Origin of the sequence: Microbacterium pumilum, assembly GCF_039530225.1 — a bacterium.
In the GTDB taxonomy this organism is placed as follows: domain Bacteria; phylum Actinomycetota; class Actinomycetes; order Actinomycetales; family Microbacteriaceae; genus Microbacterium; species Microbacterium pumilum.
Window position 1 is genome coordinate 3,506,628 of record NZ_BAAAOH010000001.1, and the last position, 26,099, is coordinate 3,532,726.

The following is a 26,099-nucleotide window of genomic DNA, read 5'->3' on the forward strand; positions in this document are numbered from 1 at the left end:
GTTCGCCCGTCACGCTCGCCATTCGCAACAGTTCGACATACGGCTCGGTGGGCCGACCCGTTGGCCGCGACAATGGATGGATGCCCGAGACCCCGCGTTCTTTCGCGACGACGCAGGTGCAGGCGGGGTACCGGCCCGGTGTCGCCGAGAACACCGCGGTGCCCCCCATCCACCAGTCGAACGCGTTCGAGTTCGCCTCGCTGAGCGAGGCGCGCGACCTGTTCGCGCTCCGCCGCGACGGCAACATCTACAGCCGCGCCGCGAATCCGACTGTCCTGGTCTTCGAGCGCCGCGTGGCCGAGCTCGAAGGCGGCATCGCGGCTGCGGCCGTCGCATCCGGGCAGGCCGCCGTCGCGATCGCCCTCTTGGCGCTCGCAAAGCAGGGCGAGCACATCGTCGCCGCCCGTCAGCTCTACGGCGGCACCGTGGATCTGCTGCAGGACACCTTCGCGGATTGGGGCATCGAGGTCACGTTCGTCGATCAGGACGACCTGGACGCGTGGGCCGCCGCGGCGCGACCGCAGACGCGGGCCTTCTTCGCGGAGTCCATCACCAACCCGATCGCCCAGGTGCTCGACGTGCGGGCGGTGTCCGACATCGCCCACCGCGCGGGGGTGCCGCTCGTGATCGACAGCACGGTCTCGACTCCCTACCTGCAGCGCGTGAAGGATGTCGGCGCCGACATCGCGGTGCACTCCGCGACGAAGTTCCTCGGCGGACACGGCACGTCGCTCGGCGGCGTCATCGTCGATCTCGGCACCTTCGACTTCGCCGCGGAGCCTGAGCGCTGGCCGCAGCTGACCGGACCGTACCGCCGCGTGCCCGGCGGCAGCCTCGTCGAGCGCTTCGGCGAGACCGGGTCGCCGTTCGTGACGCTGGTCAAGACCAAGTACGTGCACGACCTCGGTCCGTCTCTCTCCGCGTTCAACGCCTTTCAGCTGCTGCAGGGCCTCGAAACCCTCGACCTGCGCGTCGCGCGCCACACTGAGAGCGCGCTCGGAGTCGCACGCTTCCTCGAGCACCATCCGGCCGTCGCGCGCGTGCACCATCCTGGTCTGGAGTCGAGCCCGTGGCACGAGCTGGCGCTCACCTACCTGCCACGCGGCGCGGGGTCGGTGTTCTCGTTCGATCTGCAGTCGACCGGCGACGATGACGAGGACTTCGCGCGCGTCGAGGAGTTCATCGATCGCCTCCGGGTCGTTCGTCTCGTCGCGAACATCGGCGACGCACGCAGCCTCGTCGCGCACCCCGCCTCGATGACCCACAGCCATATGACCCCGACGCAGCTGGCCCAGGCCGGTATCGGCCCGACAACGGTGCGGCTGTCGATCGGTCTCGAGGATCTCGGCGACATCCTGGCCGACTTCGAGACCGCCCTCGCCGGGGCGCTCGTGCCCGAGCTCGATCAGCTCGACGCGATCAGCGCGCGGTAGAACTCGATCCCCCGCAGCCACACGTCGACGCGGATGCGCTCATCGTGGGCGTGCAGCGCGTCGCGCTCCGACCTCGTGAGGTGGAACGGCGTGAAGCGATAGACGTGCTCGCTCACCGTCGTGAACCAGCGGCTGTCGCTCGCCCCGAGCTGCAGATACGGAGTCGTCACGACGTCGGCCCCGAGCGATGTCGTGACCGCGGTGGCGAGCCGACGCCATGCCTCCCCCTTCCACGGTGACACCGGCGACGGCTCCGACGCGTGTCGCACCTCCAGCTGCACCGCTGGATCGGCGATGATGCGGCGCACGTGCTCGACCGCCCCGGCGATCGAGTCGCCGGTGAGCAGCCGGATGTTGACCGCGGCGCGCGCCGTCGTGGCGAGGACGTTCTCGCCCGGTGCACCGCTCAACTCGGTCGCCACCGCCGTGGTGCGGACGATCGCATTCGTCTCCGGGCCGAGCCGCGCCAGCACGCGGGCGACGAGCGGCCCTGTGAGGCGGAGGCTCTGAAAGACCGTCCGCAGCGGCTGCGGGGCCCGCGGGGCAACGGTCGCGAGCATGGCGCGGACCGGCGGTGACAGGCGCACCGGAAACGGATGCCGGTGAAGCCGGTGGATCGCCCGCGCCAGGCGCGCCGTCGCCGGGAACGCCGACGGCGTCGAGGCATGCCCGCCGCCTTCGTGCGCCGACATGACGAGCGTCATCACGCCGCGCTCTGCAACGCCCACCATGGCGGTCGGCACCGCGACCCCGGGGATCGCGCCCTCGACCACCGCGCCGCCTTCGTCGAGGACGAGCGCCGGGCGGATGCCGCGCTCGGCCAGGAGCGCCGCGATCGCCTGCGCTCCCCCGCCCGCGGTCTCCTCGTTGTGCCCGAACGCCAAGTAGACGTCGCGCTCGGGGGTGAAGTCCCCAGTGACGAGGGCGTCGACGGCTTCGAGGATCGCCACGAGAGAGCCTTTGTCGTCGATCGCGCCGCGCGCGTGGATGGCGGCATCCGGCCCATCGCCCACGATCTCGGCTGCGAACGGCGGATGCCGCCACTCGTCGTCGACGACGGGCACCACGTCGATGTGCGCCATGAGCACGAGCGGCTCGCCCGGCACGGAGCCCGGCCAGCGGTACAGCAGCGAATGCCCGTCGACGACGTCGAACCCGAGCCGCTCATGCATGGCGGGATAGAGGCGCTCGATGGCCGCGCGGAATTCGTCGAACCGGGACCAGTCCACCGCGGACTCGTCGGTGTGCGACACGGTGGGGATGCGCAGCAGTTCGCGAAAGCGTTCGACGGCGGCGGTCACGCGTCGAGCCTAGGCGCACAGGCTAACCTCGGACCATGACCGAACCTCGCACCTCAGGCCTGCGCTGGGGCATCCTCGCCACGAGCGGGATCGCACACGCGTTCACCCGGGACTTGAGGACTGCGGGGCTCGATGTCGCCGCCGTCGGCTCGCGCCGCGCCGACTCGGCGGCAGAGTTCGCGGCCGAGTTCGGCATCCCGCGCTCTCACGGATCGTACGAAGATCTCGTCGCCGACCCGGATGTCGACATCGTCTACATCTCTACGCCGCACCCGTTCCACGCCGAGAACGCGATCCTCGCACTGGAGGCCGGCAAGCACGTCCTGGTCGAGAAGCCCTTCACGCTCAACGCCGCCGAAGCCGCGCGCGTCCGCGCTGTCGCCGCCGAGCGGGGGCTGCTGGCGATGGAAGCGATGTGGAGCCGCTACCTGCCGCACATGGTCCGCATCCGCGAGCTGCTGGCGGATGGCGCACTCGGCGATGTGCGCGCCGTCCTCGCCGACCACACACAGCGGATCACGAGCGACCCGACGCACCGCCTGAACGCGCTGGAGCTCGGCGGCGGCGCGCTGCTCGACCTCGGCATCTACCCGATCTCGTTCGTGTGGGACGTGCTCGGTGCCCCAGCCACCGTGACGGCGAGCGCGACGATCGCAGCCACCGGCGCCGACTCGGAAGTCGCGACGATCTTCACCTACGCGTCCGGCGCGATCTCGACGACCTTCTCGGCGTCTCACTCCGCCGGGCCGAACACGGCGCACGTGATCGGCACCGAGGCCCGCATCGACATCGACGCCGTCTGGTACGACGGGGCGACCACGTTCCGCCTCGTCGCCCCCGACGGCGCAGTGCGCGAAGAGTATGTGTCGAAGCTCGAAGGACGCGGAATGCAGTACCAGGCGCTCGCCGCCGAGCGATACATCGCCGAGGGCACCAACGACAGCGACATCCTGCCGATCGACGAGACCGTGGCGATCATGGGCACTCTCGACACTGTGCGCTCGATCATCGGCGTGCGCTACCCCGGGGAGGAGTGACATGCCCGACTTGGAGAACCAGCGCGTCGCGGTCTACCTGGACTTCGACAACATCGTGATGTCCTGGTACGACCGCGTGCACGGACGCAACTCGTACTCGCGCGACCGGCAGCGCATCTCGGAGAACCCGACCGAGCCCGAGATCGCCGAGCGCCTGTTGGCCGCGACCATCGACGTCGGGGCGATCATCGACTACGCGGCATCCTTCGGCACACTCGTGCTCACTCGCGCCTACGCCGACTGGTCCGCGCCGGTCAACGCGGTGTATCGATCGCAACTGGTCGCGCGGGCGATCGATCTCGTGCAGCTGTTCCCCGCCGCGGCATACGCCAAGAACGGTGCCGACATACGTCTCGCGGTCGACGCCGTGGAAGACATGTTCCGCCTGCCCGACCTCACCCACGTCGTGATCGTGGCGGGCGACTCCGACTACGTGCCTCTCGCGCAGCGCTGCAAGCGGTTGGGCAGGTTCGTCGTAGGCGTCGGCGTCGCGGGTTCGACCGCGAAGTCGCTCGCGGCGGCGTGCGATCAGTTCGACGCCTACGACGCGCTCCCCGGCGTCGCCCGGCCGACGGTCGAAGCCAAGAAGGACGCCACGTCGCCTCGCACGCGCAAGAGCAAGCCGGCGGCGGACCCCTCGGCTGACCTCCTCGAGCGCGCACTGCGGCTCGAGAGCGACAAAGAGGACGCCGATTGGCAGCACGCGTCGGCGGTCAAGAGCCTGATCAAGCGGATCGACCCGTCGTTCAGCGAGAAGGCGCTCGGCCACAAGAGCTTCTCGGACTTCGTGAAGGCGCATCCGGATGTCGCGGAGGTCGACGAGTCGGGCAATATCGTGCTGATCCGGCTGGCTCCGGCGCGCGGCTGAGGCGTTCTGACCGGGTCTGCCGCAGGCGTCGCAGAGCGTCTCGCGAGGCGCCCGAGTTGCGACATCCGGTACAGTGTGGCCTGTGTCACGCCGCAGAGTCCCTCCCGGCTCGCAGTCTTCACTTCGTGAAGCCAACCGAGCCCGGCTTGTCGAGTCTCTGAAACGGCACGGTCGCCTGACCCAGGTTGAGCTCGCCGGCAGCACGGGCCTCTCCCCCGCCACCGTGTCCAACATCGTCAAGGAGCTCACCGCTTCGGGGCTGCTCCACACCTCGTTCACGTCGCGCAGCGGCCGCCGCGCGACACTCGTATCGCTCGCCCGCCAGCTCGGACTGGTGGCGGGCGTGCATTTCAGTTCGCGGCAGCTGCATGTGGCGATCGCGGACGCCACCCGGACGATCGTGACCGAGAGCTCGCTGCCCCTCGCCCTCGATCACCGCCACGATGCCGAGCTCGATCGCCTCGCGATCCTGCTGAGCGACATGATGGAATCCCTCGGCGGCTCGGTCTCCGACATCCTTGCGGTCGGACTCGCACTGCCTGCACCCATCGACCCGCGCACCGGGATGGTCTCCACCCCCGGTCTGCTGCGCGGCTGGGAAGGGGTCGACGTCGCCGAGAGCCTGCGAGCGCGCATCGGCCGACCCGTCTTCGTCGACAGCGAGGCGAACCTCGGCGGACTCGCCGAGGCGCGCGAGGGAAACGCGCGGACGGTGTCATCGTCGGTGTTCATCCGCGTGGGTCACTCCATCAGCGCCGGGCTCATCGTGAACGGCGATCTCTTCCGCGGCGTGAACGGCAAGGCGGGCCAGATCGGGCACGTCACGATCGACGAGAACGGCCCGATCTGCCGCTGCAGCAACCGAGGATGCCTCGAGACGTATGCCGGCGGTCCTGCCCTGCTCTCGCTCTTCCCTCCCGGGGAGGGCATGCAGCGCCTGGGAGACCTGCTGCAGGCCGCCGAGGCCGGCGACGGCAGCGCCCGCCGGGTCATCGCGGACGCGGGTCGCCATATCGGAGTCGCCGCCGCGAGCCTGTGCAACCTGTTCGACCCTGAGCTCATCATCATCGGCGGAGAGCTCTCGCAGGCCGGCGAGATCCTCATGGCGCCGATGCGGCACTCGCTCGAGCGTTCGGCCCTCGCCGCCGACGGCGGGCTGCCTGAGATCATCGGCACATCCTTCGGCGAATGGGCTGAGACGCGCGGCGCAATCGCCGTCGCGCTCGACCACGTCACGGTCGAGGCCGAAGCGATTCCCTTCTCGGCTTAGGATCTGACGTGGCTTTCCCGGCGTCGATGCGACGCTCTCCTCGATCGCGCCGTGCACGCGCCGTGCTGATCGCAGCCCTCCTGGCTGTCAGCCTCACGGGCTGCACCGGCGAGCCCGGCGGCACGGGCGCCGGATCGGCTGGCAAGATCGCGCTCCTGCTTCCCGACGCCAAGACCGCGCGCTACGAGACTTTCGACCGGCCGATGTTCGAGAACCGGATCGCCGAGCTCGGCCCGTACCAGGTGCTGTACGCCAACGCGGATCAGGATGCCGCGAAGCAGCAGCAGCAGGCCGAGTCCGCATTGGCTGCCGGCGCCGAGGTGCTCGTGCTCGACCCGGTCGACTCCCACGCCGCCATCACGATCGTGAATGAGGCGAACGCCCAGGATGTGCCGGTGATCGCGTACGACCGCCTGATCGCCGGAGGCGACCTCGCGTACTACGTCTCGTTCGACAACGAGAAGGTGGGCACACTGCAGGCGACGGAACTCGTCGACGCTCTGGATGCCGCCGGCGATGACTCGGCCGGCATCCTGATGGTCAACGGATCACCCACCGACAACAACGCGAAGCTCTTCGCCGAGGGCGCCCACGCCATCATCGACGACACCGATCTGCGCATCCTGGCCGATTACGAGACCCCGGACTGGAGTCCCGACAAGGCGCAGTCGTGGGTGGCAGGACAGATCTCGCAGTACGGCGATGCGATCGCCGGGGTGTACGCGGCCAACGACGGGATCGCGAGCGGAGCGATCTCGGCCTTCCACTCGGCGAACGTGGAGCCCATACCGGTCGTCACCGGCCAGGACGCCGAGCTGTCGGCCATCCAGCGGATCCTGATAGGCGATCAGCGTATGACGGTTTACAAGGCCATCAAGCCGCAGGCCGAGCTCGCCGCCGAGGTCGCCGTCGCGCTCATCGAGGGCGACGAGGTCACCGCGCCGATGGAGATCGAAGGAACTCCCGCCACGCTGCTCGACCCGGTCGCGGTGACGGTCGACAACATCATGGAGACTGTGATCGCGGGCGGCTTCTGGACCGTCGACGACATCTGCACGCCGGCGTACGAGAAAGCCTGTGTGGCGGCGGGGCTGCGATAGTCCTGGCATCATTGAGCATGATGTCGTCGACACACCCGCGAACGGGCCGGACGCGCGAACGTGTGCTCACGATGCGCGGCATCGGCAAGCACTTCGGTGCCGTCAAGGCGCTGACCGATGTCGAGTTCTCGGTGAATGAGGGCGAAGTCGTCGCTCTGATCGGGGACAACGGCGCCGGCAAGTCCACGCTCGTCAAGGTGCTCGCGGGCGTTCACGCACCGGATGCCGGAACCATCGAGTTCGATGGCGAACCGGTCGAGATCGCGAGTCCCGCCGACGCTCAGGATCTCGGCATCGCGACGGTGTTCCAGGACCTCGCGCTGTGCGACAACCTCGATGTCGTGGCGAACCTGTGGCTCGGGCGCGAGTTGCGCAGCGGCAGCACCCTCGACGAGGTCGGCATGGAGGAGCGCACCTGGACGCTGCTGCGCGAGCTTGCGGCCAAGATCCCGTCGGTGCGCATCCCGGTCGCATCCCTTTCGGGCGGACAGCGTCAGACCGTGGCGATTGCGCGATCGCTCATCGGCGAGCCCCGCATCATCATCCTCGACGAGCCGACCGCGGCGCTCGGCGTCGCGCAGACGGCCGAAGTGCTGAACCTCATCGAGCGACTTCGCGAGCGCGGCCACGGCGTCATCCTCATCAGCCACAACATGGCGGACGTGTTGGCGGTCGCCGATCGCGTCGTGGTGCTGCGCCTCGGGCGCAACAATGGCGTCTACAACGTCGTCGACGTCACCAGCGAGACCTTGATCGCCGCCATCACCGGTGCGGTCGACGGCACCGGCAAGCGGCCGGAGGCTGGCAAACAGCGTACCGAGGAACCGCCGGAGTCCCGGGAGGCGAAGATCATCCCGATGCCGACCGGCCCCCGCCGAATGCCCGACGCCGCGGACGGTGACGAATGACTCCCTCCAAGAAGCCCGCCACCGCGTCGCTGCCCACGCTCGAGACGCCGGAGGAGCGGATCCTGAGCCCCGGCGGCATCCGCGTGGCCTTCGCGCGTCTGGTCACACGGATCCGAGGCGGCGACCTCGGGTCGCTGCCGGTCATCGTCGGCCTCGTAGTGATCTGGAGCGTCTTCCAGATCCTCAACCCGGTGTTCCTCTCGAGCCGCAATCTCGTCGACCTCACGATGCAGTGCGCCGCGATCGGCACGATCTCACTTGGCATCGTGCTCGTGCTGCTCCTGGGGGAGATCGACCTGTCCGTCGGCTCGGTGTCGGGGCTGGCCGCGGCCGTCCTCGCGGTCACGTTCGTCGAGCTGCAATGGAACCTCGTGCTCGCGCTCGTGGCAGCCGTCGGGATCGGGTCTCTTGTGGGCCTGCTGTACGGATACCTGTATACGCGCTTCGGGGTGCCGAGCTTCGTGATCACCCTCGCCGGATTGCTGGGGTTCCTCGGGCTGCAGATCTGGGTGCTGGGTGACGCGGGGACGATCGGGATTCCGACGGACTCGTGGATCGTGGAATTCGCCCAGCAGATGTTCCTCCCGCCGTGGCTGTCGCACGTGCTCTCGGCCCTGACCGCCGCGGCCTACGGATGGACCCTCGCGCGGCGGGCGAGGCTCCGAGCTGCCGCGAATCTCGTCAGTCAGAGCTACCGCGAGATCGCGCTTCGCACCGGGGCACTGCTCGTCGGACTCGTCGCGGCCGCGTGGTACCTCAACCTCTGGCGCGGCGTCGGCGTCATGTTCCTGTTCTTCCTCGCACTCGTCGTCGTCGTGAACTTCGCGCTCACCCGCACCCGATGGGGTCGCGCCGTGTACGCGGTCGGCGGCTCGGTGGAAGCCGCTCGTCGCGCCGGCATCCGCGTGAATCGCATCTACATCTCGGTGTTCATGCTCTGCTCCAGCCTCGCGGCCGTGGGCGGCATCCTCGCAGCGGCACGGCTCGGGTCGGCGAACCAGAGCTCCGGCGGCGGTGACACGAACCTGAACGCGATCGCCGCTGCGGTCATCGGAGGTGCGAGCCTCTTCGGCGGGCGGGGATCTGCGTTCTCGGCTGTCCTGGGGATCATCGTGATCCAGTCCATCTCATCGGGTCTGACATTGCTCAGTCTCGATGCGTCGATAGCCTTCATGATCACCGGGGTGGTCCTCGTGCTCGCCGTGATCGTCGACTCGATCTCGAGGCGGACCCGGGCGGCAACGGGTCGCGCTTAGCCCTGAATTCATTGGAAAAACTCTCCGCTGCTCCTAGGCGAGAGATTCCGCGCAAGACATGCACATATTGCGTTGCTTGGCGGGCATGGATTACGCAATCTGCGCCGGCTTCAGGCCCGACGTGCGACCAAGACGCTGTGCTCGGCGAGGCGTTCCCTGCCGTTGCCAAAGCGTTACGTTCATAACTTGACGCCAAGGTTCAACCCGGGGAGGATCGCATCAGCGCGAAGTGCGCCAGGTACGATCCTGGGGCTCGCACCTTCAATGACGAAAGGCAAAAGATGAAGAAGTCTGCATTTCTTCCCGCAGTAGCACTTGCCGGTGCTGCCGCGGTGATGCTCGCCGGCTGTTCCAGCGGCGGCGGCGGCGGAACCCCGAGCGAAAGCGGCGGCGGCGACGCCGCAGGCGGTCGCGCATGTGTCATCCTCCCCGACGCGGCATCCTCGCCGCGCTGGGAGAACTTCGACCGCAAGTACCTGCAGGAGACTCTCGAGGGCGAAGGCTTCGAGGTCGACATCCAAAACGCTCAGGGTGACGTCGCGAAATACGCGACCATCGCCGAGCAGCAGCTGACCCAGGGTTGCGACGTGATGCTTCTCGTCGACTACCAGGGTGCCGCTGAAGCCGTCGCCACCAAGGCGAAGGCCGAAGGCATTCCCGTCGTGGCCTACGACCGCCCGTTCAAGGGCGCCGACGTCTACGTGTCGTTCGACAACGAAGAGGTCGGGCGCATGCAGGGGCAGATGGTGCTCGACGGTCTCGAGACCGAGGGCATCGCGCCTGCGGACGCAATCGTCGTCTACATGGGCGGCGACCCCACCGACGGCAACGCGAAGATGTTCCACGACGGCGCAGTCGAGGTCATGGAGGCCGCGGGCATCACCGCAGCCGCCGAGCCTCCGGGGGTGTGGAGCCAGGAGGACTCGCAGACCAACTTCGAGCAGGCGCTGACCGGGCTCGGCGGCAAGGTCGACGGCGTGTGGGTGGCGAACGACACCAACGCGGCGGGCGTCATCAAGGTTCTTCAGGACAACAACCTCAAGGGCGTCGCGGTTTCCGGTCAGGACGCGAACGTCGCGGGTCTGCAGAACATCCTCCTCGGGTGGCAGACCGCCACGGTCTGGAAGCAGGTCAACCTCGAGGCGGACGCCGCGATCGCTGCTGCGATCGCGCTGGTGAACGGCGAGACGCCTGACGCTCCCGCTCAGCTCGACGACGGAACTCCCTACATCACGGTGCCGCCGACTCGCGTCGGTGCGGATGGCGTCAAGGACGTGGTCGCCGCCGGCGACGCCGCGTACGACGATGTCTGCACGCCCGATGTCATGGCCGCCTGTGAGGAGAACGGCGTAACCGAGTAACGTACGGATCACAGCCGCGAGGGCGCCGCGTCATCGAAGGCGTGGCGCCCTCTGCGCGCCCCGGAGCGACAGCGCAAGGAAGCGAGTATGTCAGACACGACAACTGCAAAAGAACCGATCATCGAGCTGGTCGGCGTCAAGAAATCATTCGGACCCGTCAGCGTCCTCAAGGGCGTCGACCTCAAGGTCTACCCCGGCAAGGTGACCGCCCTGGTCGGCGACAATGGCGCCGGCAAGTCCACCCTCATCAAGGGACTCGCGGGGGTGCAGCCCTATGACGAGGGTGAAGTTCGCATCGACGGCGAGCACCGAGATCTGCACACTCCCCGCGACGCCGGCGCGCTCGGCATCGAGGTGGTGTACCAGGACCTCGCCCTGTGCGACAACCTCGACATCGTGCAGAACATGTTCCTCGGCCGCGAGGAGCTCGCGACCGGCACGTTCGACGAGGGCCGCATGGAGAAGGATGCGTCCGACACGCTGCGGTCGCTCTCGGTCCGCACCGTGAAGTCGGTGCGGCAGAAAGTGTCGTCGCTCTCGGGTGGCCAGCGCCAGACGGTGGCGATCGCCCGAGCCGTGCTGAAGAAGGCGCGCGTCGTCATCCTCGACGAGCCGACCGCCGCTCTCGGCGTCGCCCAGACCGAGCAAGTGCTGAACCTCGTCAAGCGGCTCTCGGACCAGGGTGTCGCCGTCATCCTGATCAGCCACAACCTCGCCGACGTCTTCGAGGTCGCCGATGACATCGCGGTGCTCTACCTCGGCCAGATGGTGGCTCAGATCAACGTTGCGGACACGACCCGCGACGATGTCGTCGGGTACATCACCGGCACCAAGACCCTCGGCGGTGTCCAGCATATGGGCACGACGACCATCGTGGCAGGAGGAGCGGCATGACCGCCACAACGAGGACCGAAGCGGCACCCGATCCGCTCGCCAGCGACCTGATCGGCAGCGGCGTCGAAGGCGGCCTGGGCGACCAGATTCAGGCGTGGTGGCAGCGGATCCGCAGCGGCGACATGGGCGCCCTGCCCGCCGTCGGCGGCCTGGTCGTGCTCGGCATCCTGTTCTCGGTACTGAGCCCGTTCTTCCTCACTGAGCGCAACTTCGCCAATCTGCTCAACCAGGCGGCGACGCTCGTCGTCCTGGGCATGGCGCTGGTGTTCGTCCTGCTCCTCGGGGAGATCGACCTGTCGGCCGGTGTCACCGGCGGCGTGGGAATGGCGCTGTTCGTCGTGCTGAATGCCCAGTTCGACGTCCCGTGGCCGCTGGCCCTGCTGCTCGGGTTCGGCTTCGGCTTCCTCATCGGCGCTCTCATCGGCTTCTTCGTCGCGAGGGTCGGCATACCGTCGTTCGTCGTCACGCTGGGTCTGTTCCTTGGTCTGCAGGGCCTCGCGCTCGTCGTCATCGGTCCGGGCGGGCTCTTCCGCGTGGAGGTGCCCGAACTGATCGCGCTGCAGAACGGCAACCTGCCGGTCTGGGCAGGATGGGCGCTGCTCGTGATCATGCTCGCCGTGTCTGCGGGCACGTCGTTCTGGGATCGCGCGCGTCGCACCCGCGCGGGCGTCCCCAACCGGGCGATATCGCTCGTCTTCATCAAGCTCGGCGTGATCCTCGTGATCGGTGGAGCGGTCGTGTTCATCCTCAACCAGGACCGCGGACAAGGGGTGAACGCCGTACAGGGTGTTCCGAACGTGGTTCCGATCGTGCTGGTGATCCTCTGGATCGGCACCTTCGTCCTCGACCGGACGAAGTTCGGCCGCTACCTCTACGCGATCGGCGGCAACGCCGAGGCCGCACGCCGCTCCGGTGTCAAGGTGCGGTGGATCAAGTGGTGGGCGTTCGTGATCTGCTCGAGCCTCGCGGTGTTCTCCGCGCTGCTGAGCGTGTCGCGCGTCGGATCCGTGGATGCGACTGTGGGTCGCGACATCGTGCTGAGCGGCGTCGCAGCGGCCGTCGTCGGTGGCGTCAGCCTCTTCGGCGGGCGCGGCCGGCTGATCCACGCCGCGATCGGTGCGCTCGTGATCGCGGTGATCACCAACGGCTTGGGTCTGCTCAACCTACCGGCCGGCGTCAACCTGCTGGTCACCGGCGCGGTGCTGATCCTCGCTGCGACGGTCGACGCACTGTCGCGACTGCGGTCCGGCGGCGGTTCACGAACCTAGCCGCATGGTCATCGAAGCGCCGGAGCCGCCTGTCGGCTCCGGCGCTTCGTCATGCCGGTGGGGCGCCGAGGACCTCGTCCACCCACGCCGGCACGAGCACGCTCGCGAACCCGGCACGCGCGTCGTCGAAGGGCACGAGCGCATCGCTCGGCTCCAGGTTCAGTTCCACGGTCCGGGCGCCGAACGCCGCCGCAAGGGCGGCATAACCCGCCGCGGGGTAGACGGCGCCCGAGGTTCCGACCGAGACGAAGACATCGCACGCCAGGACCGCCCGCTCGATGCGGTCCAGGTCGTACGGCAGTTCGCCGAACCATACGACATCCGGGCGCAGCGTCCGTGCACCGCATACCGGACACGGAGGGCGGTCGATGAGGTCGGCGTCCCACTCCGGCCGCGAATCACATGTCGCACAGAGTGCCCGACGGAGCTCGCCATGCATGTGGGCCAGCCTGCGGGCGCCGGCACGCTCGTGAAGATCGTCGACATTCTGCGTCACGACGAGCACTTGGTCGCCGAGGCGCTCTTCGAGCCGTGCCAGCGCGTGGTGCGCCGCGTTGGGTGAAGATGCCGATGCGTCTCGCCGCCGCGCGTCGTAGAAGCGCAGCACCGTATCGGGATCGCGCTCGTAGCCCTCCGGAGTGGCGACATCCTCGACGGAGTACCCCTCCCACAACCCGCCCGCATCACGGAAGGTCCGGATCCCGCTCTCGGCCGAGATGCCCGCGCCGGTGAGGACCACGATGCGCATGACACCATTGTCGCGTGAGCGATGCCGCAACTGGGAGAATGCCGCTGACCCGCCTTCCGGACGGGACGGTCAAGCAGATCGGGCCGCTCACGGGCACCCGGGTCTGGACCGTACCGGGCAGGGCGAATCGGCCGATCACGGTCGCGCGGGACGAGCCACGCGCGCTCGGGCCCGGCGAGACCGAACGCCTGTGCGCGTTCTGCGAAGCCCGCGTCCTCGAGACGACGCCCGAGAAGTCGCGGCTGGTGGGCGACGACTACCGGGAACTGCGTCGCGTTCCCGCATCGGAGCTCTTCGACACCGTCGCCGAGTTCCGCCGTTTCGGCAACCTGTTCGAGATCGTCTCGGCAGAGTACTGGCGCGAGAACCACGGCTTCCGCCAGCCCCCCGACGTCGTCGGGTGGGCCCGCGACTACCTGCAGGATCCGGTCGGACGACAGCACATCGAACTGCTCGCAGCCGTGCGGGCCGCCGCATCCGGCGTTCACCAGAGTCTCGAGGAAGCCGCACTCGACCTCGTCGGCGGATCCCACGACGTCGTCGTCGCCCGCCGCCACGTGGTCGACGGCGCGACGGACGACGATCAGCTCTTGTCCTCAGGACTGCTCACGCCGCGCGCGCACGCCGAGTACTTCGCGTTCACCGTGCGGTCGCTCGACGAGATCGCGCGCGCCCAGCCTCACGCCGCGTACGTCGCTGTCTTCCAGAACTGGCTGCGACCCGCGGGTGCGTCGTTCGAGCACCTGCACAAGCAGCTCGTCGCGATCGACGAACACGGCCCGCAGGTCGATCACGAACTCCGGCTGCTCGCGGGCGACCGCGGCCTCTACCAGCACGCCATCGCCGACCTCGCCGTGCAGCACGGGCTCATCGTCGCTGCCAATGAAGGCGCCGTGGCATTCGCAGGGGTGGGGCACCGATATCCCGCGTTCGAGGTCTATTCGCGATCGGCCGCGAACCTCCCTCACGAGCATTCGCCCGCGGCTGTCCGCGCAATGTCCGACATCGTGCATGCGCTCCACGCCGCGACGGGAGTGCACGTACCCACCAATGAGGAGTGGCACTACCGACCGCCCGGAGCGCCCTGGCCCATGCCGTGGCGCATCGTGCTCAAGTGGCGCATCTCGAACCCGGCAGGGTTCGAGGGTGGAACGAAGATCTACGTCAACACGATCGATCCCTGGGAGCTGCGCCGGCGGACGATCGGGCGGTTGACGCACCTGCGGCTCGTGGGGCGTCTCGCAGCCGGCATCCGGATCGGCGACGAATGCGCGCCACAGGATGCCCGGCTCGCGTACGCCGACTGACGATCACGCCGGCCGGCGGGTGGTCCATATCGCGAGCGCGACGAGGACCGGCTGGAAGAACAGCCGAACGAGGCGCCGGGCATCGGTGTCGAGGCCGAAGCCGTCGCGGCGCTTGACGTACTGCTCGACGTTGCCCGGAAAGACCGCAACGAAGAACGCGGCGAGGATGACGCCGATCCGGCTCCGCTCCTTCGGGAAGACGACGAGCGACGCACCCAGCAGGATCTCCACTGCGCCGGACGCGACGACCACGCCGTCCTTGTCGATCGGCACGACCTCGGTCGTCCAGTCCGGCACCTGTGCCTGGAATTCGCGGCGACCCCAGAAGAGGTGCGTGAGGCCGGCGAACACCATCGAGGCGGCCAGGAACCAGCGAAGTGCAGTGCGCATCCGTCCACTCAACCGGATCCTGGCGTCCGGTTCGAGTGGTTGCGTCGCGTCGCGGCTGGTGATACCGGAGCGCGAGCGGATGCCGCGACGCACTGTACGACGGAGCCGACACGGCCCTCGCTCCCCCGCGGCTGTGGTTGGCTGGTTCGGTCGGTGTCGAGGCGGCGAAGGGAATGCGCGTGTCAGACGGTGTGGGGCTGCGCTCGGAACGGGGCCCGATCCTTCTCGCGCTGATGCTGTCGACGTTCCTCATCGCGATCGACTCGACGGTGCTCTCGACCGCGGTGCCGACGATCGTGGACGAGTTCGGCGGATTCGAGCAGTTCGCGTGGCTCTTCTCGATCTACATGCTGGCGCAGGCGGCATCCGTGCCCGTGTACGCGAAGCTCAGCGACATCATCGGCCGGCGCCCCGTCATCTACATCGGAATCGTGCTGTTCCTGATCGGGTCGGTGCTGTGCGCGTCGGCGTGGAGCATGGGTTCCCTCATCGCCTTCCGCGCGGTACAGGGTCTCGGCGCCGGTGCGATCCTGCCGACCACCATGACCATCGCGGGCGACATCTACACGGTTCGCGAGCGTGCCAGGACACAGGGCTACCTGGCCAGCGTGTGGGCGTTCTCGTCGGTCGCCGGCCCGACCCTCGGCGGACTCTTCTCGCAGTTCCTGTCGTGGCGCTGGATCTTCTGGATCAACGTCCCGCTGTGCCTGCTCGCTCTCTGGATGCTGTGGCGCAACTACCGTCAGCCCTATGAGCGGCATCGGCGACCGATCGACTACGCCGGCGCGCTTTTGCTCACTGCCGCGCTGGTGCTGATCGTGCTGGCACTCCTCGAGGGCGGCAACGGCTGGGCGTGGATGTCGTGGCAGAGTGTCGGGGCGTTCGGTCTCGGCGGCGTGCTGCTCATCGCGTTCGCGTTCGTGGAGCGTCGAGCCGTAGATCCGATCCTCGCGCCGTGGGTCTTCTCCAGCCGGATCGTCGTCAGCACATCCGTCGTGTCGCTCTTCGTCGGTGTCGTCCTGATCGGCCTCGTCTCGTTCGTTCCGACATTTCTCCAGTCCACGGCGAACGCCGTGCCACTGGCCGCGGGACTCGCGGTGGCGGCGCTGACGCTCGGCTGGCCGATCTCAGCGGGCTTCGCGGGGCGCTTCTATCTGCGCATCGGATTCCGCGCGACGACGCTCATCGGCAGCGTGCTCGCGATCATCGGCGCGGGCTTGCTCACCGTGTTCGCCTTCTCGCCGTCCATTCCCCTCACCGCGGTCGCCTGCTTCGTCGTCGGGCTGGGTCTCGGTTTCGTCGCCGCTCCGAGCCTCATCGCCGCGCAGTCATCCGTCGACATGCGCCGACGCGGCGTCGTGTCGGGCACCAACATGCTCGCGCGATCGATCGGCAGCGCGGTCGGTGTCGCCGTTTTCGGGGCGATGGCGAACGCGATGATCGCCGCGAACGGCGGTGCCGACAGTCCCGCTGCGATCCGGGCCGGCACGATCGCGGTATTCGTCGGCGTCGGTTCGGCGGCGATCGTCATGCTCATCGCGTGCGTGTTCATCCCGCCGGTCCACATCGCCGAACCTGAGACGGAGCCGTCGACGGAGCGCGCGACGGTGGCCCCGGCGGAGGACTGAGAGCCGGCACCCGCGGCGGGGACTCAGCCGCGGAGCATGCCCCGCAGAGTCTGAATCGTGTCGGCCTCGGCGGGGCGTTTGTCGTCCCGGTATCGCTTGACCCGAGCGAACCGCAATGCGATCCCGCCGGGGTAGCGCGTGGACCGCTGCACGCCGTCGATCGCGATCTCGACGACGATCTCCGGAGCGACCCAGACCGTGCCGGGCGTCTCGCGCACCGCGATCTCGGGGAAGCGGGTCGTCTGCCACGTCAGCAGCGCGTCGGTGAGTCCCTTGAAGGTCTTGCCGACCATCACGAATCCCCCGCCGAACTCTCCTGTCTCGTCGAGCGCGCCGAGGTGCAGGTTCGAGAGCCAGCCTTGCCGGCGCCCGTAACCCCACTCGGCTGCGAGCACCACGAGGTCGAACGTATGGACGGGTTTGACCTTGATCCAGCTCGATCCGCGACGTCCTGCCGCGTACAGCGAGTCGATCGCCTTGACCACGACGCCCTCGTGGCCCGCGGCGAGGGCCTCTTGCGAGACGCGCTCCGCAGCATCCGGATCACTCGTGACCTCGCCGGGAATACGGTGTTCCGGCGCGATCCTGCCGAGCTCATCGCGCCGCATGCGCAGCGGCTCGTCGATCAGGTCTCGGCCGTCGACATGGAGCACGTCGAAGAACCAGGGATGCAGCACGGTCTCGCGAGCCGCCGCGGCCCCGAACCGCGACATCGTGTCTTGGAACGGCCGCGGCGCGTCGTTCTCGTCGAGGGCGAGTGTCTCGCCGTCGAGAATGACGGCGGTGACCGGCATCGCCTTCACGACCTCGACGACCTCGGGCAGCCGATGCGTGATGTCGGCGAGGTTGCGGGTGAAGATGCGCACATCGTCGCCGTTGCGGTGCACCTGGATGCGGGCGCCGTCGAGTTTGAACTCGACGGATGCCTCGCCCACCGCACCGATCGCCTCCGAGGGCGTTGCGGCCGTCGAGGCGAGCATCGGCGACACCGCGCGACCGACCACCAGCCCCACGGCGTCCAGCTCTTCTGCGGTCCCGGTCAGGGCGAGCAGCGCCGTCTCACCCAAATCGCCCGAGAGCATCGCGGCACGGCGGACGGAGTCCGCGGGGCGTCCGGCGGCGCGTGCGATGGCATCGAGCAGCACGCCCTCGAGCGCTCCTGTGCGGAGCTCACCGAGGATGACGCGGCTGAGGAAGTCCCACTCCGCCGTGGTCGCCTGCTCGGCGAGTTCACGCAGGGTCGCGCCTCGTGCCGCGACGGACCCGGATCCGGATGCCGCCACCAGCGCGTCGAGCGCCTCGTCGACCTGGTCGATGGTCAGCGTCGGATCCATCGCGTGGACGGCATCGAGCGATGCGATCCCCCGCCAGCCGACCCCGACCCGCCCCTGCCTGGGACTGGCGGTGAGGAAGCCGACCACCGGACCGATCTCATCGACCCGCAGGCGACGCAGCACGGCAGCGAGTGCCTCGATCTTGGCGAGGCGCGAGCGTGTCGCCGTGACGGTCTCGACGGTGTCGACCAGGTCCGCGAGCAGCATCCTCGCATTCTCTCAGCAACCCGCGACATCCCGGCTCCGGGTGCAGCCGGATCAGCGCGCTGACCGGGACCGAGTGCTCCAGATGGCCCATGCGACGAGCGGGAGCTGCAGGAAGAGGCGGACCAGCCGAGCCCGGTCGGTGCGCAGCATGGGGGCCGACCGCCCGGTGCGCCACTGGTGGACGTTGCCGGGGAACACCGCGACGAAGAACGTCGCGATCGCCCAACCGATGCGCTCCCGCTCCTTGGGCAGGGTCGCCAATGCCGTTCCGAGTGCGATCTCGGCGACACCCGACGCGACGACGATCGCGTCCTTGTCGAGCCCGGTCACCCGTGGCGCCCAGTCCGGAACGACGATCCGGTATCCACGGCGTCCCCAGGTCAGGTGCGAGACGCCCGCGGTCACGAGCAGCGCGGCGAGCAGCCAGAGGGCGACGGTGCGGATGACATGCAGAATTGACTGGCCCGAACGACTCATCACGCCAGTGTGCCATCGGATCGGCGGCGTGCCAGCGGGTGCCGCGCCGGACGCGGGCGACGCTAGAGCGAGAACCCGTCGGCGAACCGGACCTGCTTCTCGCCTGCGCGAACGGCGAAGGGCAACCTGTTCTGCGGCGGCGGAAGCGGGCAGTTCATGTGGTTGGAGAACCCGCAGGGCGGCACGATCGCCCGGTTGAAGTCGATCGTGATCGGGATGCTGTCGCCCGCCGTCATGCCGACGCCCGGAGCCGGGTGATCGAGGAACAGGAATCGCCCCGCGGCGTAGCTCTCGGCGCCGTTGGTGCTGTCGCCGAAGACGAGCTGCAGCTGAGCGATCCGGCCGTTGTCTGTGTCGAACGCGCTCAGCCGGTACTCGGTGCCGTCATGTTCGAAGACCAGATCGCCCGAGACCGGAAGGGACCGCGTCGCACCGTCATCCTTCAGGTGCTCGAACGGGACCACCCGCTCCTCGTCGACCAGCTCGAATCTGCCGCGGATGACCCAGGCGGGGTCGTACTCGTAATACTCGATCGCCTCGAACGCCCGCTGCGCGGGCGACTCCGGATCCCAGACGCGGAAGCCCTCTTGGGTGACACCCGAATGGATGTCGGTGCGCTGCAGCCTCGTGACGGTCGCATCGATGGACTGCCCGGCGCGAGCGACGGCATCCGTCACGGCGGGAGCGCCCGGCGGCTCCCAGTGCGTCAGCACGAGCGAGAGGGCACCGCGAGGGCTGGTGACGGCCCTCCGCCGAGCATCTATCCAGTTCGTGTGCGCCTCGGGCGCCTGCGTGCTCACCATGTCAGCAGAGCAGAACGCCTGCCGGTCCGCGAAATTCCATGACGCCCGGTTTCCCGGCGATAGGCTGTGCGCGCGGGCCATCGAACCCGACTTCCGACCCGATCGAGGAGCACCATGTCGGACCTGCCTGTCTTCACGCTGGAGGATCTCGAGCGCACGCCACGTGTCGAGCTCACCTCATTCGACAACGATGCGGCCGTGTCGCTGGGCGAGGTCGCCGTGGACGTCATCCGCGAGCGGGGGCTGAACCTCGCCGTGCGGATCATGGTCTCGGGCGATGTCGTCTTCGTCGCCAAGCTCGGCACGACGGGTCCCGGCAACGATCCGTGGCTGCGGGGCAAGGCGCTCGTCGCCGAGAAGTTCGGCGAGCCGTCGCTGCTCGTCCGCCGACGCCACCAGGCCGCCGGCACGCCGTTCGAGGATCGCGACGATGTCGACCACGACGCGATGCGCGCGCATGGCGGATCCATTCCGATCTTCGTCAGCGGAGTCGTCGCGGGCTCCATCACGATGTCAGGCGAACCGGACGTCGTGGACCACGACACCGCCGCCGAGACCCTGCGGCGGTACCTCGAGGACTGAGCCCTGCGACTGCCAGATGCCGCCGCATCCGAACGCTCAGGTCGTGAGCCGCGCCACCTCGGCGACACCGCCGAGGAACGCGGCATGGTCTGCGTCGGTGTGGAGCGGCTGCAGGATGACGGCATCCGCTCCTGCCGCGTGGTACTCCGCAACACCGGCGGCAACCTGCCCGGGGTCACCCACGAGGATGCGGTCGATCTCGCCGGGCATCCCCCACGCTTCGAGCTGTGCCGCCGCTCGGGCGGGGGCATCGCGCCCGAACGCCACTGCGACGTAGACCACCACCTCATGGTCGGCGGGGTCACGCTGTGCGGCCGCCCGACCCCGCGCGATCAGCTCGCGGGCCGCGACCACCTGCGCTGTCGTGGTCCCGCCGGTGAGGACGGTGCCCTCGGCGACTTCGCCACTCAGCGCGAGCGTCTTGGGTCCCTCCGCCGCCGCGAACACTCGCGGCGGGACGGTGGGCGGCCAGTCGAGTCGAACGTCGTTCAGCTGCACGTACCGACCTGCCGTGGTCACGGTCTCGCCGGCGAGCAGCGTGCGAAGCGCCGGCACGTACTCCCGCATCAGGGTCAGCGGCGACGCGACGCGGGCGCCGACCTGCCCCATCCACGACAGCACGCCGTGCCCCACCCCCGGGATCAGGCGTCCCGGAAACATCCGCTCGACCGACGCGATCTCCATCGCGGTGAGCGCGACATTGCGGAGGGGCATCGGCGAGATGCCGATGCCGATGCGCAGCCTCTCGGTCCATGCCAGGGCTGCTGCGGCGCTCGCGAACGCACCCTCCTGAAAGCAGTCCTCCCAGAGCCATATCTCGTCGACTCCCGCATGCTCTGCGGTCAGCACGAACTCGCGCAATTGCTCGGGCGGATGGTCGGGAAGGAAGATCGCTCCCACGCGGCGAGATGTCACCGCGTCATCTTCGCATCGGGGGCCGACATCCCACACGCGAAGGTGATCCCCGCACCCGTGCCTCGCGGCAAATCGACGGATCCCCGCCTGACTCAGGGTGAATAGGGCACTTCCTGGTAGCTGTCATCGAGGCACATCGGACTGTCGCCGAGCATCTCGGCCGGGAATCGCGCTGCCGTGAGAGTGGCGCAGTCCGGAAGATTCTGATGCACGAGCAGCACCTCCCAGCTTCCATCACGCTGGGACCACAACACGTCGGCACCACCCATCGGCTCCGCGCACTCCTCGGCGCCCACGGCGAACCCGTCGAGTCGCAGTCTGCTCACCCGGATCACGCCTTCGCAGCCGGGGCCGTCCAGCTTCTGCTTCTCACTCCACACGAAGTCTCTGAAGTCCTGCGGGGCACCTTCGAGGTACTCCAGATCTGCCACCTGCTGGACGTGGACGGACGGATCGTAGACGATCAGGTCGCCGTCGACTCGTGCGCCCCTCGACGGCAGTGTGACGGGCGGCTCACCCGTTGCCACCACGCCGCTCGCGACGAGACTTCCGTAGACGAAGGCGATGGACGTCCATCCCACCCCGCTCGGACAGCATCGCGAGTCCTCGTCTGTGAGGTAGTTGCCGGTGAGCAGGATCTGGCCGTCGACGAACGACACGGCGTCGGGGACCAGGAACGAGCCGCTCGGAGACACGCCGAGCGCGCTGGTGTCGAGAATTCCGAGCAGCTCGGCGCCGCTCGCACCCGCCGTGAACACCGCGATCGGGAAAGCACCGACGCCATTCGCGTCGTGGAGCAGGCAGGAGTAGCGGATGATGGCGGCGGGACGTCCCGCGAGATCACCGTAGTCCGGCGGAAGCTCGGCAGTGACGGTGTACGCCGTCACCTCGTCCACCGTCACTTCGCCCGTGCCGTCGACGAGCGTGATGTCGCCGGTCGCCTCAGGATCGCACGACGAGGCAGGGAGTGTCAGCGAAGTCCAGTCGTACGAACTCAGGACTTCGGAATCGGCCGGATCGGCGGAAGCCGTCTCGGACACTGTGGCGGAGGGTTCCGCCGCGGGGGCCGCAGAAGGGGCTGCGGCGGTGCACGAAGTGAGGGCGATCGACACGGCCGCGAGCACGCCGATGATCCCCAGGGGCGGCGCCTGGCGACGCGACCATACTCTCCGACGTGCCTTCACCGCTTCCCCAGTCTGATCGGCGGGCCATCTGATGAGGATGGTACCGCTGACGCTCCGACGAGGGAACGACGTCTCGTGCCGGCGCGCCCGGATCATGCCAAGACCCCCGCAGGATATCCCGCGGGGGTCTTGCACGATCGGAGGTCAGGCTGCGGCAGGCACCGTCGCGGCGACCGCTACGACGAGCGCGCCGGATGCGGCATCCACCGTCACGGCTCCGCCGTCGACGAGCGCCCCGCTGACGAAGAGCTCGGCGATGCGATCGTCCACCTGGCTCTGGATGAGCCGGCGCAGCGGTCGGGCACCGTACTCGGGCTCGTATCCGTTCTCGGCGAGCCAGTCGATCGCGGCCTCCGTCACGTCGATCGTGACCTCGCGGGCGCCGAGGCGCCTCTCGGTCGCGCGCAGCAGCAGCGAGACGATCTCGCGAAGCTGCGGCTTGTCGAGCTTGCGGAAGAGCACGACATCGTCGATGCGGTTGAGGAACTCGGGCCGCATCGCCTCGCGCAGCTTGCCCATGACACGGTCGCGCAGATCCTTCTCGGACCCGAAGCCCGTCGGGCCGCCGCCGTCCGCGATGAAGCCGATCGCTCCTGCGCGTGACGCGAGGAACTCGCTGCCGATGTTCGAGGTCATGACGACGACGGCGTTTCGGAAGTCGACGGTGCGCCCCTGGCCGTCGGTCAGCCGCCCGTCGTCGAGTACCTGCAGGAGCAGGTTGAAGACGTCGGGGTGAGCCTTCTCGATCTCGTCGAACAGCACGATCGAGTACGGATTGCGGCGTACGCGCTCGGTGAGCTGGCCGGCCTCGTCGTAGCCGACGTAGCCCGGAGGGGCGCCGATGAGGCGCGACACGGTGTGACGCTCGCCGAACTCGCTCATGTCGAACCGGACAACGGCGGTCTCGTCATCGAACAGCGAGGCGGCCAGCGCCTTGGCCAGCTCGGTCTTGCCGACGCCCGTCGGGCCGAGGAAGAGGAACGACCCCACCGGACGGTTCGCATCGCCCATGCCGGTGCGGTTACGCCGCACCGCCTTGGCGACGGCTGTGACGGCGTCATCCTGACCGATCACACGCCCGTGCAACTCGTCCTCCAGCGAGGCGAGGCGATCCCGCTCGCCCGCGGTCAGACGATTGACGGGGATGCCCGTGGCCCGGCTGATGACAGCCGCGATCTGCACGTCATCGACCACGGCCGCGGTCCCTGAGCTTGCCGCGGTCCCTGAGCTTGCCGCGGTCCCTGAGCTTGCCGCGGTCCCTGAGCTTGCCGCGGTCCCTGAGCTTGCCGCGGTCCCTGAGCTTGTCGAAGGGCGCGAGGTCGCCTCGTCGAGACGCGCCTGCACCTCTGCGATCTGGTCACGGATGCGGGAGGCCTCTTCGTAGTGCTCGTGCGAGACCGCCGCGTTCTTGTCGGCCTCGAGGGTCGCGAGGCGCTCCACAAGCGCGCTGACGTCGACCTTGACACCCAGGCGAAGCCGCAGGCGGGCTCCGGCCTGGTCGATCAGGTCGATGGCCTTGTCGGGCAGCACGCGCTCGGTGAGGTACCGATCGCCGAGCTCCACGGCGGCGCGGAGCGCGTCATCCGTATAGGTGATACCGTGGTGCGCCTCGTAGGCGGGTCGGAGTCCGCGCAGGATCAGCACTGCGTCCTCGACGGACGGCTCGCCGACCTTCACCGGCTGGAATCGCCGCTCGAGAGCAGGATCCTTCTCCACCACTCGGTATTCCTTGAGCGTGGTCGCACCCACCAGGTGCAGATCACCGCGCGCCAGGCGCGGCTTGAGGATGTTGCCGGCGTCCATGGCACCCTCGCCGCCGCCACCGGCGCCGACGACGGTGTGCACCTCGTCGATGAAGACGATCAGCTCCGCCTTGCGGGCGGCGACCTCATCCATTGTCTTGGTGAGGCGCTCCTCGAAGTCTCCGCGGTAGCGCGTGCCAGCGAGCATTGCAGGCAGGTCGAGGGCTATCACTCGCTTGTCTCGCAACTGCTCGGGAACCGCACCCGCGACGATCGCGGAGGCGAGACCTTCGACGATGGCCGTCTTGCCGACGCCCGCCTCACCGACCAGCACCGGGTTGTTCTTCGTCCGGCGGCTCAGGATCTCGATCGTCTGCTCGATCTCATCGGCGCGGCCGATGACCGGATCCAGCTCACCGGCCCGAGCGCGAGCGGTCAGGTCTGTGCCGTACGTGTCGAGCATGGGGGTGTCGGATGCCGCGGCATCCGTTCGACCGTCGCTCTGTGTCGCGGCGCCCGGCGTGACCGTCTCGCGCATGCCCTGAGTCAGCGCCTCTGCGGTGACCCCGGCGTGTGCCAGCACCTGCCCCGCCGGCGTGTCCTGCGCGAGGACCAGGGCGAAGAACAGGTGCTCGGGGTCGACGTACGTCGAGCCCGCCGAGCGCGCCACCTGGAAGGCGTGGAAGAGCGCGCGCTGCACCGACGGGGTGACCACGGCGCCGTCGACGTCTGCGGGGGCGGATGCCGCGGGCAGACGCTCCTCGGTCGCGCTGAGGATCGCGCCCGCATCGCCACCGATACGCTGCACGGCCTCCTTCGCGGGGTCCTCGGCGACGAGGACGCGCAACAGGTGCAGCGCGTCAAGCTCCCGCTGTCCGCGTTCGAGTGCGAAGCGTCCGGCGCGCTGCAGCACGTCCTGCGTCCGCGCGCTCAGGAAGCGGCTGAGGTCGATCGACCGCTCCGCACGCGCACGCTCACCCGCCATGTAGCGGGCGAGGAACTCGTCGAACGTGCTGCCGCTGTCGTCGGAGCCGCTCGGCGGGGTGAAGTCTTCGGGCATTCCATCTCCAAGGAAACTTGAGTCTAAATCTGTCAATTTTACAAACTTGAGCAGAGTCGTATCAAGTTCAAACCCTGGGGATCCGCCGATATTCCCGCATCCGTCGATTCAGATGATCGAGGGGTCGACCTCATCCCATTTCTGCGCCGTCTGAGCCAGCCAGAACATCGCGAAAAGTCCCAGCGCGGCGCACTCGCCGACCAGGATGAGTGGGACGCCGGTCTCCCCGACCGGATCCGCTCCGACCAGATTCAACACCGACACCGCAGCCACGAAGAACAGGCTGAGGGTGAACAGCACCGCGAAGACGAGGTACAGCGCCCGGAAGCTCGTGCCGCCCGCTCCGGCAGCGGCCGCGACCGAAACGACCGCCATCAGGCCCAGGAAGGTTCCGGTCGCGACCACGTGCGCCCATGGCACGAAGCTCTCCGGACTCATGGCCCACCACAGGGTCGCGCCGAGGATGATCGCGGCAGCGATCGCGATGACGGCGAGGAGGCCCTTCGAAACCGTCTTCTGAACTATGGCGAGGACCACCGCGAGCACCACGCCCGCACCCCCGATCACGGCGAAGGTCACCATGCCGTTCGCGATGTCGGGCAGATACTCGACGGGAACGCAGGGTGCTGTGTCGGGGCACGCACCGGTGAGACCGGGAACATCACCCTCGGCGATCACCGTGGGCACGATCGCGATGAGTGGACCGACGACCGCCGCGAGGTCGAGCAGGCCCTGCTCCAGACTGTGACCCGAGAGCGCCAACAGGCCCAGCGTGACGGCGAAGAGGGCGCCGACGAACACAGTGCGCCCGGGCGTGTAGTAGAGGGCGCTGATCGACGTGGGCCAGCCGTACGTCGTGCCGATCGCGATGAGCGAGACGAAGATCGCCGCGACAGCACCGATGATTCCGAGCCGGACGTAGCGGTACGTCCGCTGGGTGGACGTGCTGGCGAGCTGCATGTCGACACCGTCGCTCTCTTGGAGGGCGTCCGCGATGAGCCCTTCCGAGACCGATCATCCCGCGAC

The 26,099-nt window shown here is 68.5% G+C and carries 23 protein-coding genes; 13 read left to right on the top strand and 10 right to left on the bottom strand.

Annotated elements, in window-relative coordinates; all coding sequences use genetic code 11:
• Positions 1–80 precede the first annotated feature (80 nt).
• Positions 81–1,433, top strand: coding sequence for an O-acetylhomoserine aminocarboxypropyltransferase/cysteine synthase family protein (locus tag ABD188_RS15805; protein WP_344064385.1), 1,353 nt, complete (start codon positions 81–83; stop codon positions 1,431–1,433).
• Here the strand turns inward: ABD188_RS15805 and ABD188_RS15810 are convergent.
• Positions 1,406–2,734 (bottom strand): M20/M25/M40 family metallo-hydrolase, encoded by a 1,329-nt coding sequence (locus ABD188_RS15810; RefSeq protein WP_344064388.1) that lies wholly within the window; start codon positions 2,732–2,734, stop codon positions 1,406–1,408. The genes ABD188_RS15805 and ABD188_RS15810 overlap by 28 nt on opposite strands.
• A 35-nt stretch (positions 2,735–2,769) precedes the next feature.
• Between ABD188_RS15810 and ABD188_RS15815 the strand changes: the two genes are divergently transcribed.
• From ABD188_RS15815 to ABD188_RS15855, 9 genes are all read left to right on the top strand, one after another.
• Positions 2,770–3,771 carry a Gfo/Idh/MocA family protein gene (locus tag ABD188_RS15815; RefSeq protein WP_344064391.1) on the top strand — a complete coding sequence of 334 codons (1,002 nt, stop codon included), beginning with the start codon at positions 2,770–2,772 and terminating at the stop codon, positions 3,769–3,771.
• A gap of 1 nt (position 3,772) precedes the next feature.
• Positions 3,773–4,639, top strand: a complete 867-nt coding sequence (locus tag ABD188_RS15820; RefSeq protein ID WP_344064394.1) for an NYN domain-containing protein — start codon at positions 3,773–3,775, stop codon at positions 4,637–4,639.
• Between the two features lie 82 nt (positions 4,640–4,721).
• On the top strand, positions 4,722–5,909 hold the full coding sequence (locus ABD188_RS15825; protein ID WP_344064397.1) for an ROK family transcriptional regulator: 1,188 nt from the start codon (positions 4,722–4,724) through the stop codon (positions 5,907–5,909).
• Between the two features lie 8 nt (positions 5,910–5,917).
• Complete coding sequence (locus ABD188_RS15830; protein ID WP_344064400.1) at positions 5,918–7,009, top strand: sugar ABC transporter substrate-binding protein; 1,092 nt, start codon at positions 5,918–5,920, stop codon at positions 7,007–7,009.
• A 17-nt stretch (positions 7,010–7,026) separates the two neighbouring features.
• Complete coding sequence (locus ABD188_RS15835) at positions 7,027–7,917, top strand: ATP-binding cassette domain-containing protein (protein ID WP_344064403.1); 891 nt, start codon at positions 7,027–7,029, stop codon at positions 7,915–7,917.
• Positions 7,914–9,173, top strand: a complete 1,260-nt coding sequence (locus ABD188_RS15840) for a sugar ABC transporter permease (protein ID WP_344064406.1) — start codon at positions 7,914–7,916, stop codon at positions 9,171–9,173. The genes ABD188_RS15835 and ABD188_RS15840 overlap by 4 nt, the downstream gene beginning before the upstream one ends.
• Positions 9,174–9,454: 281 nt before the next feature.
• A complete protein-coding gene (locus tag ABD188_RS15845; protein WP_344064409.1) occupies positions 9,455–10,534 on the top strand; it encodes a substrate-binding domain-containing protein in 1,080 nt (359 codons plus the stop codon).
• 87 nt (positions 10,535–10,621) lie between these two features.
• Positions 10,622–11,428: an ATP-binding cassette domain-containing protein gene (locus tag ABD188_RS15850; RefSeq protein ID WP_344064411.1), complete on the top strand. Its 807-nt coding sequence runs from the start codon at positions 10,622–10,624 to the stop codon at positions 11,426–11,428.
• On the top strand, positions 11,425–12,696 hold the full coding sequence (locus tag ABD188_RS15855) for a sugar ABC transporter permease (RefSeq protein ID WP_344064414.1): 1,272 nt from the start codon (positions 11,425–11,427) through the stop codon (positions 12,694–12,696). The genes ABD188_RS15850 and ABD188_RS15855 overlap by 4 nt, the downstream gene beginning before the upstream one ends.
• A gap of 49 nt (positions 12,697–12,745) precedes the next feature.
• Here ABD188_RS15855 and ABD188_RS15860 read toward each other — a convergent pair whose 3' ends face one another.
• Positions 12,746–13,444: an NAD-dependent deacylase gene (locus ABD188_RS15860; RefSeq protein WP_344064417.1), complete on the bottom strand. Its 699-nt coding sequence runs from the start codon at positions 13,442–13,444 to the stop codon at positions 12,746–12,748.
• 14 nt (positions 13,445–13,458) lie between these two features.
• Here ABD188_RS15860 and ABD188_RS15865 point away from each other — a divergent pair, with 14 nt between their 5' ends.
• Positions 13,459–14,751, top strand: coding sequence for a DUF4921 family protein (locus tag ABD188_RS15865; protein WP_344064420.1), 1,293 nt, complete (start codon positions 13,459–13,461; stop codon positions 14,749–14,751).
• Positions 14,752–14,754: 3 nt separating this feature from the next.
• Here the strand turns inward: ABD188_RS15865 and ABD188_RS15870 are convergent, their stop codons facing one another.
• Positions 14,755–15,141 (bottom strand): DoxX family protein, encoded by a 387-nt coding sequence (locus ABD188_RS15870; protein ID WP_344064423.1) that lies wholly within the window; start codon positions 15,139–15,141, stop codon positions 14,755–14,757.
• Between the two features lie 173 nt (positions 15,142–15,314).
• On the opposite strand from ABD188_RS15870, the gene ABD188_RS15875 reads away from it, so the two are divergent.
• Entirely contained in the window at positions 15,315–16,769 is a 1,455-nt protein-coding gene (locus tag ABD188_RS15875; RefSeq protein ID WP_344064426.1) for an MDR family MFS transporter, read from the top strand.
• 23 nt (positions 16,770–16,792) lie between these two features.
• Here the strand turns inward: ABD188_RS15875 and ABD188_RS15880 are convergent, their stop codons facing one another.
• The 3 genes from ABD188_RS15880 to ABD188_RS15890 form a co-directional block, all read right to left on the bottom strand.
• Positions 16,793–18,310, bottom strand: coding sequence for an ATP-dependent DNA ligase (locus tag ABD188_RS15880; RefSeq protein WP_344064429.1), 1,518 nt, complete (start codon positions 18,308–18,310; stop codon positions 16,793–16,795).
• A gap of 51 nt (positions 18,311–18,361) precedes the next feature.
• Positions 18,362–18,787: a DoxX family protein gene (locus tag ABD188_RS15885; protein WP_344064431.1), complete on the bottom strand. Its 426-nt coding sequence runs from the start codon at positions 18,785–18,787 to the stop codon at positions 18,362–18,364.
• Positions 18,788–18,849: 62 nt separating this feature from the next.
• Positions 18,850–19,590 (bottom strand): DUF1684 domain-containing protein, encoded by a 741-nt coding sequence (locus ABD188_RS15890; protein WP_344064434.1) that lies wholly within the window; start codon positions 19,588–19,590, stop codon positions 18,850–18,852.
• Between the two features lie 114 nt (positions 19,591–19,704).
• Here ABD188_RS15890 and ABD188_RS15895 point away from each other — a divergent pair, with 114 nt between their 5' ends.
• Positions 19,705–20,172: a heme-binding protein gene (locus ABD188_RS15895; RefSeq protein WP_344064437.1), complete on the top strand. Its 468-nt coding sequence runs from the start codon at positions 19,705–19,707 to the stop codon at positions 20,170–20,172.
• 36 nt (positions 20,173–20,208) lie between these two features.
• Here the strand turns inward: ABD188_RS15895 and ABD188_RS15900 are convergent, their stop codons facing one another.
• From ABD188_RS15900 to ABD188_RS15915, 4 genes are all read right to left on the bottom strand, one after another.
• Positions 20,209–21,087 (bottom strand): LLM class flavin-dependent oxidoreductase, encoded by an 879-nt coding sequence (locus tag ABD188_RS15900; protein ID WP_344064441.1) that lies wholly within the window; start codon positions 21,085–21,087, stop codon positions 20,209–20,211.
• Positions 21,088–21,179: 92 nt separating this feature from the next.
• Entirely contained in the window at positions 21,180–22,127 is a 948-nt protein-coding gene (locus tag ABD188_RS15905; RefSeq protein ID WP_344064444.1) for a hypothetical protein, read from the bottom strand.
• A gap of 288 nt (positions 22,128–22,415) precedes the next feature.
• Positions 22,416–25,073: an ATP-dependent Clp protease ATP-binding subunit gene (locus ABD188_RS15910; RefSeq protein ID WP_344064447.1), complete on the bottom strand. Its 2,658-nt coding sequence runs from the start codon at positions 25,071–25,073 to the stop codon at positions 22,416–22,418.
• 108 nt (positions 25,074–25,181) lie between these two features.
• Positions 25,182–26,033, bottom strand: coding sequence for a hypothetical protein (locus ABD188_RS15915; protein ID WP_344064450.1), 852 nt, complete (start codon positions 26,031–26,033; stop codon positions 25,182–25,184).
• Between the last annotated feature and the right edge of the window lie 66 nt (positions 26,034–26,099).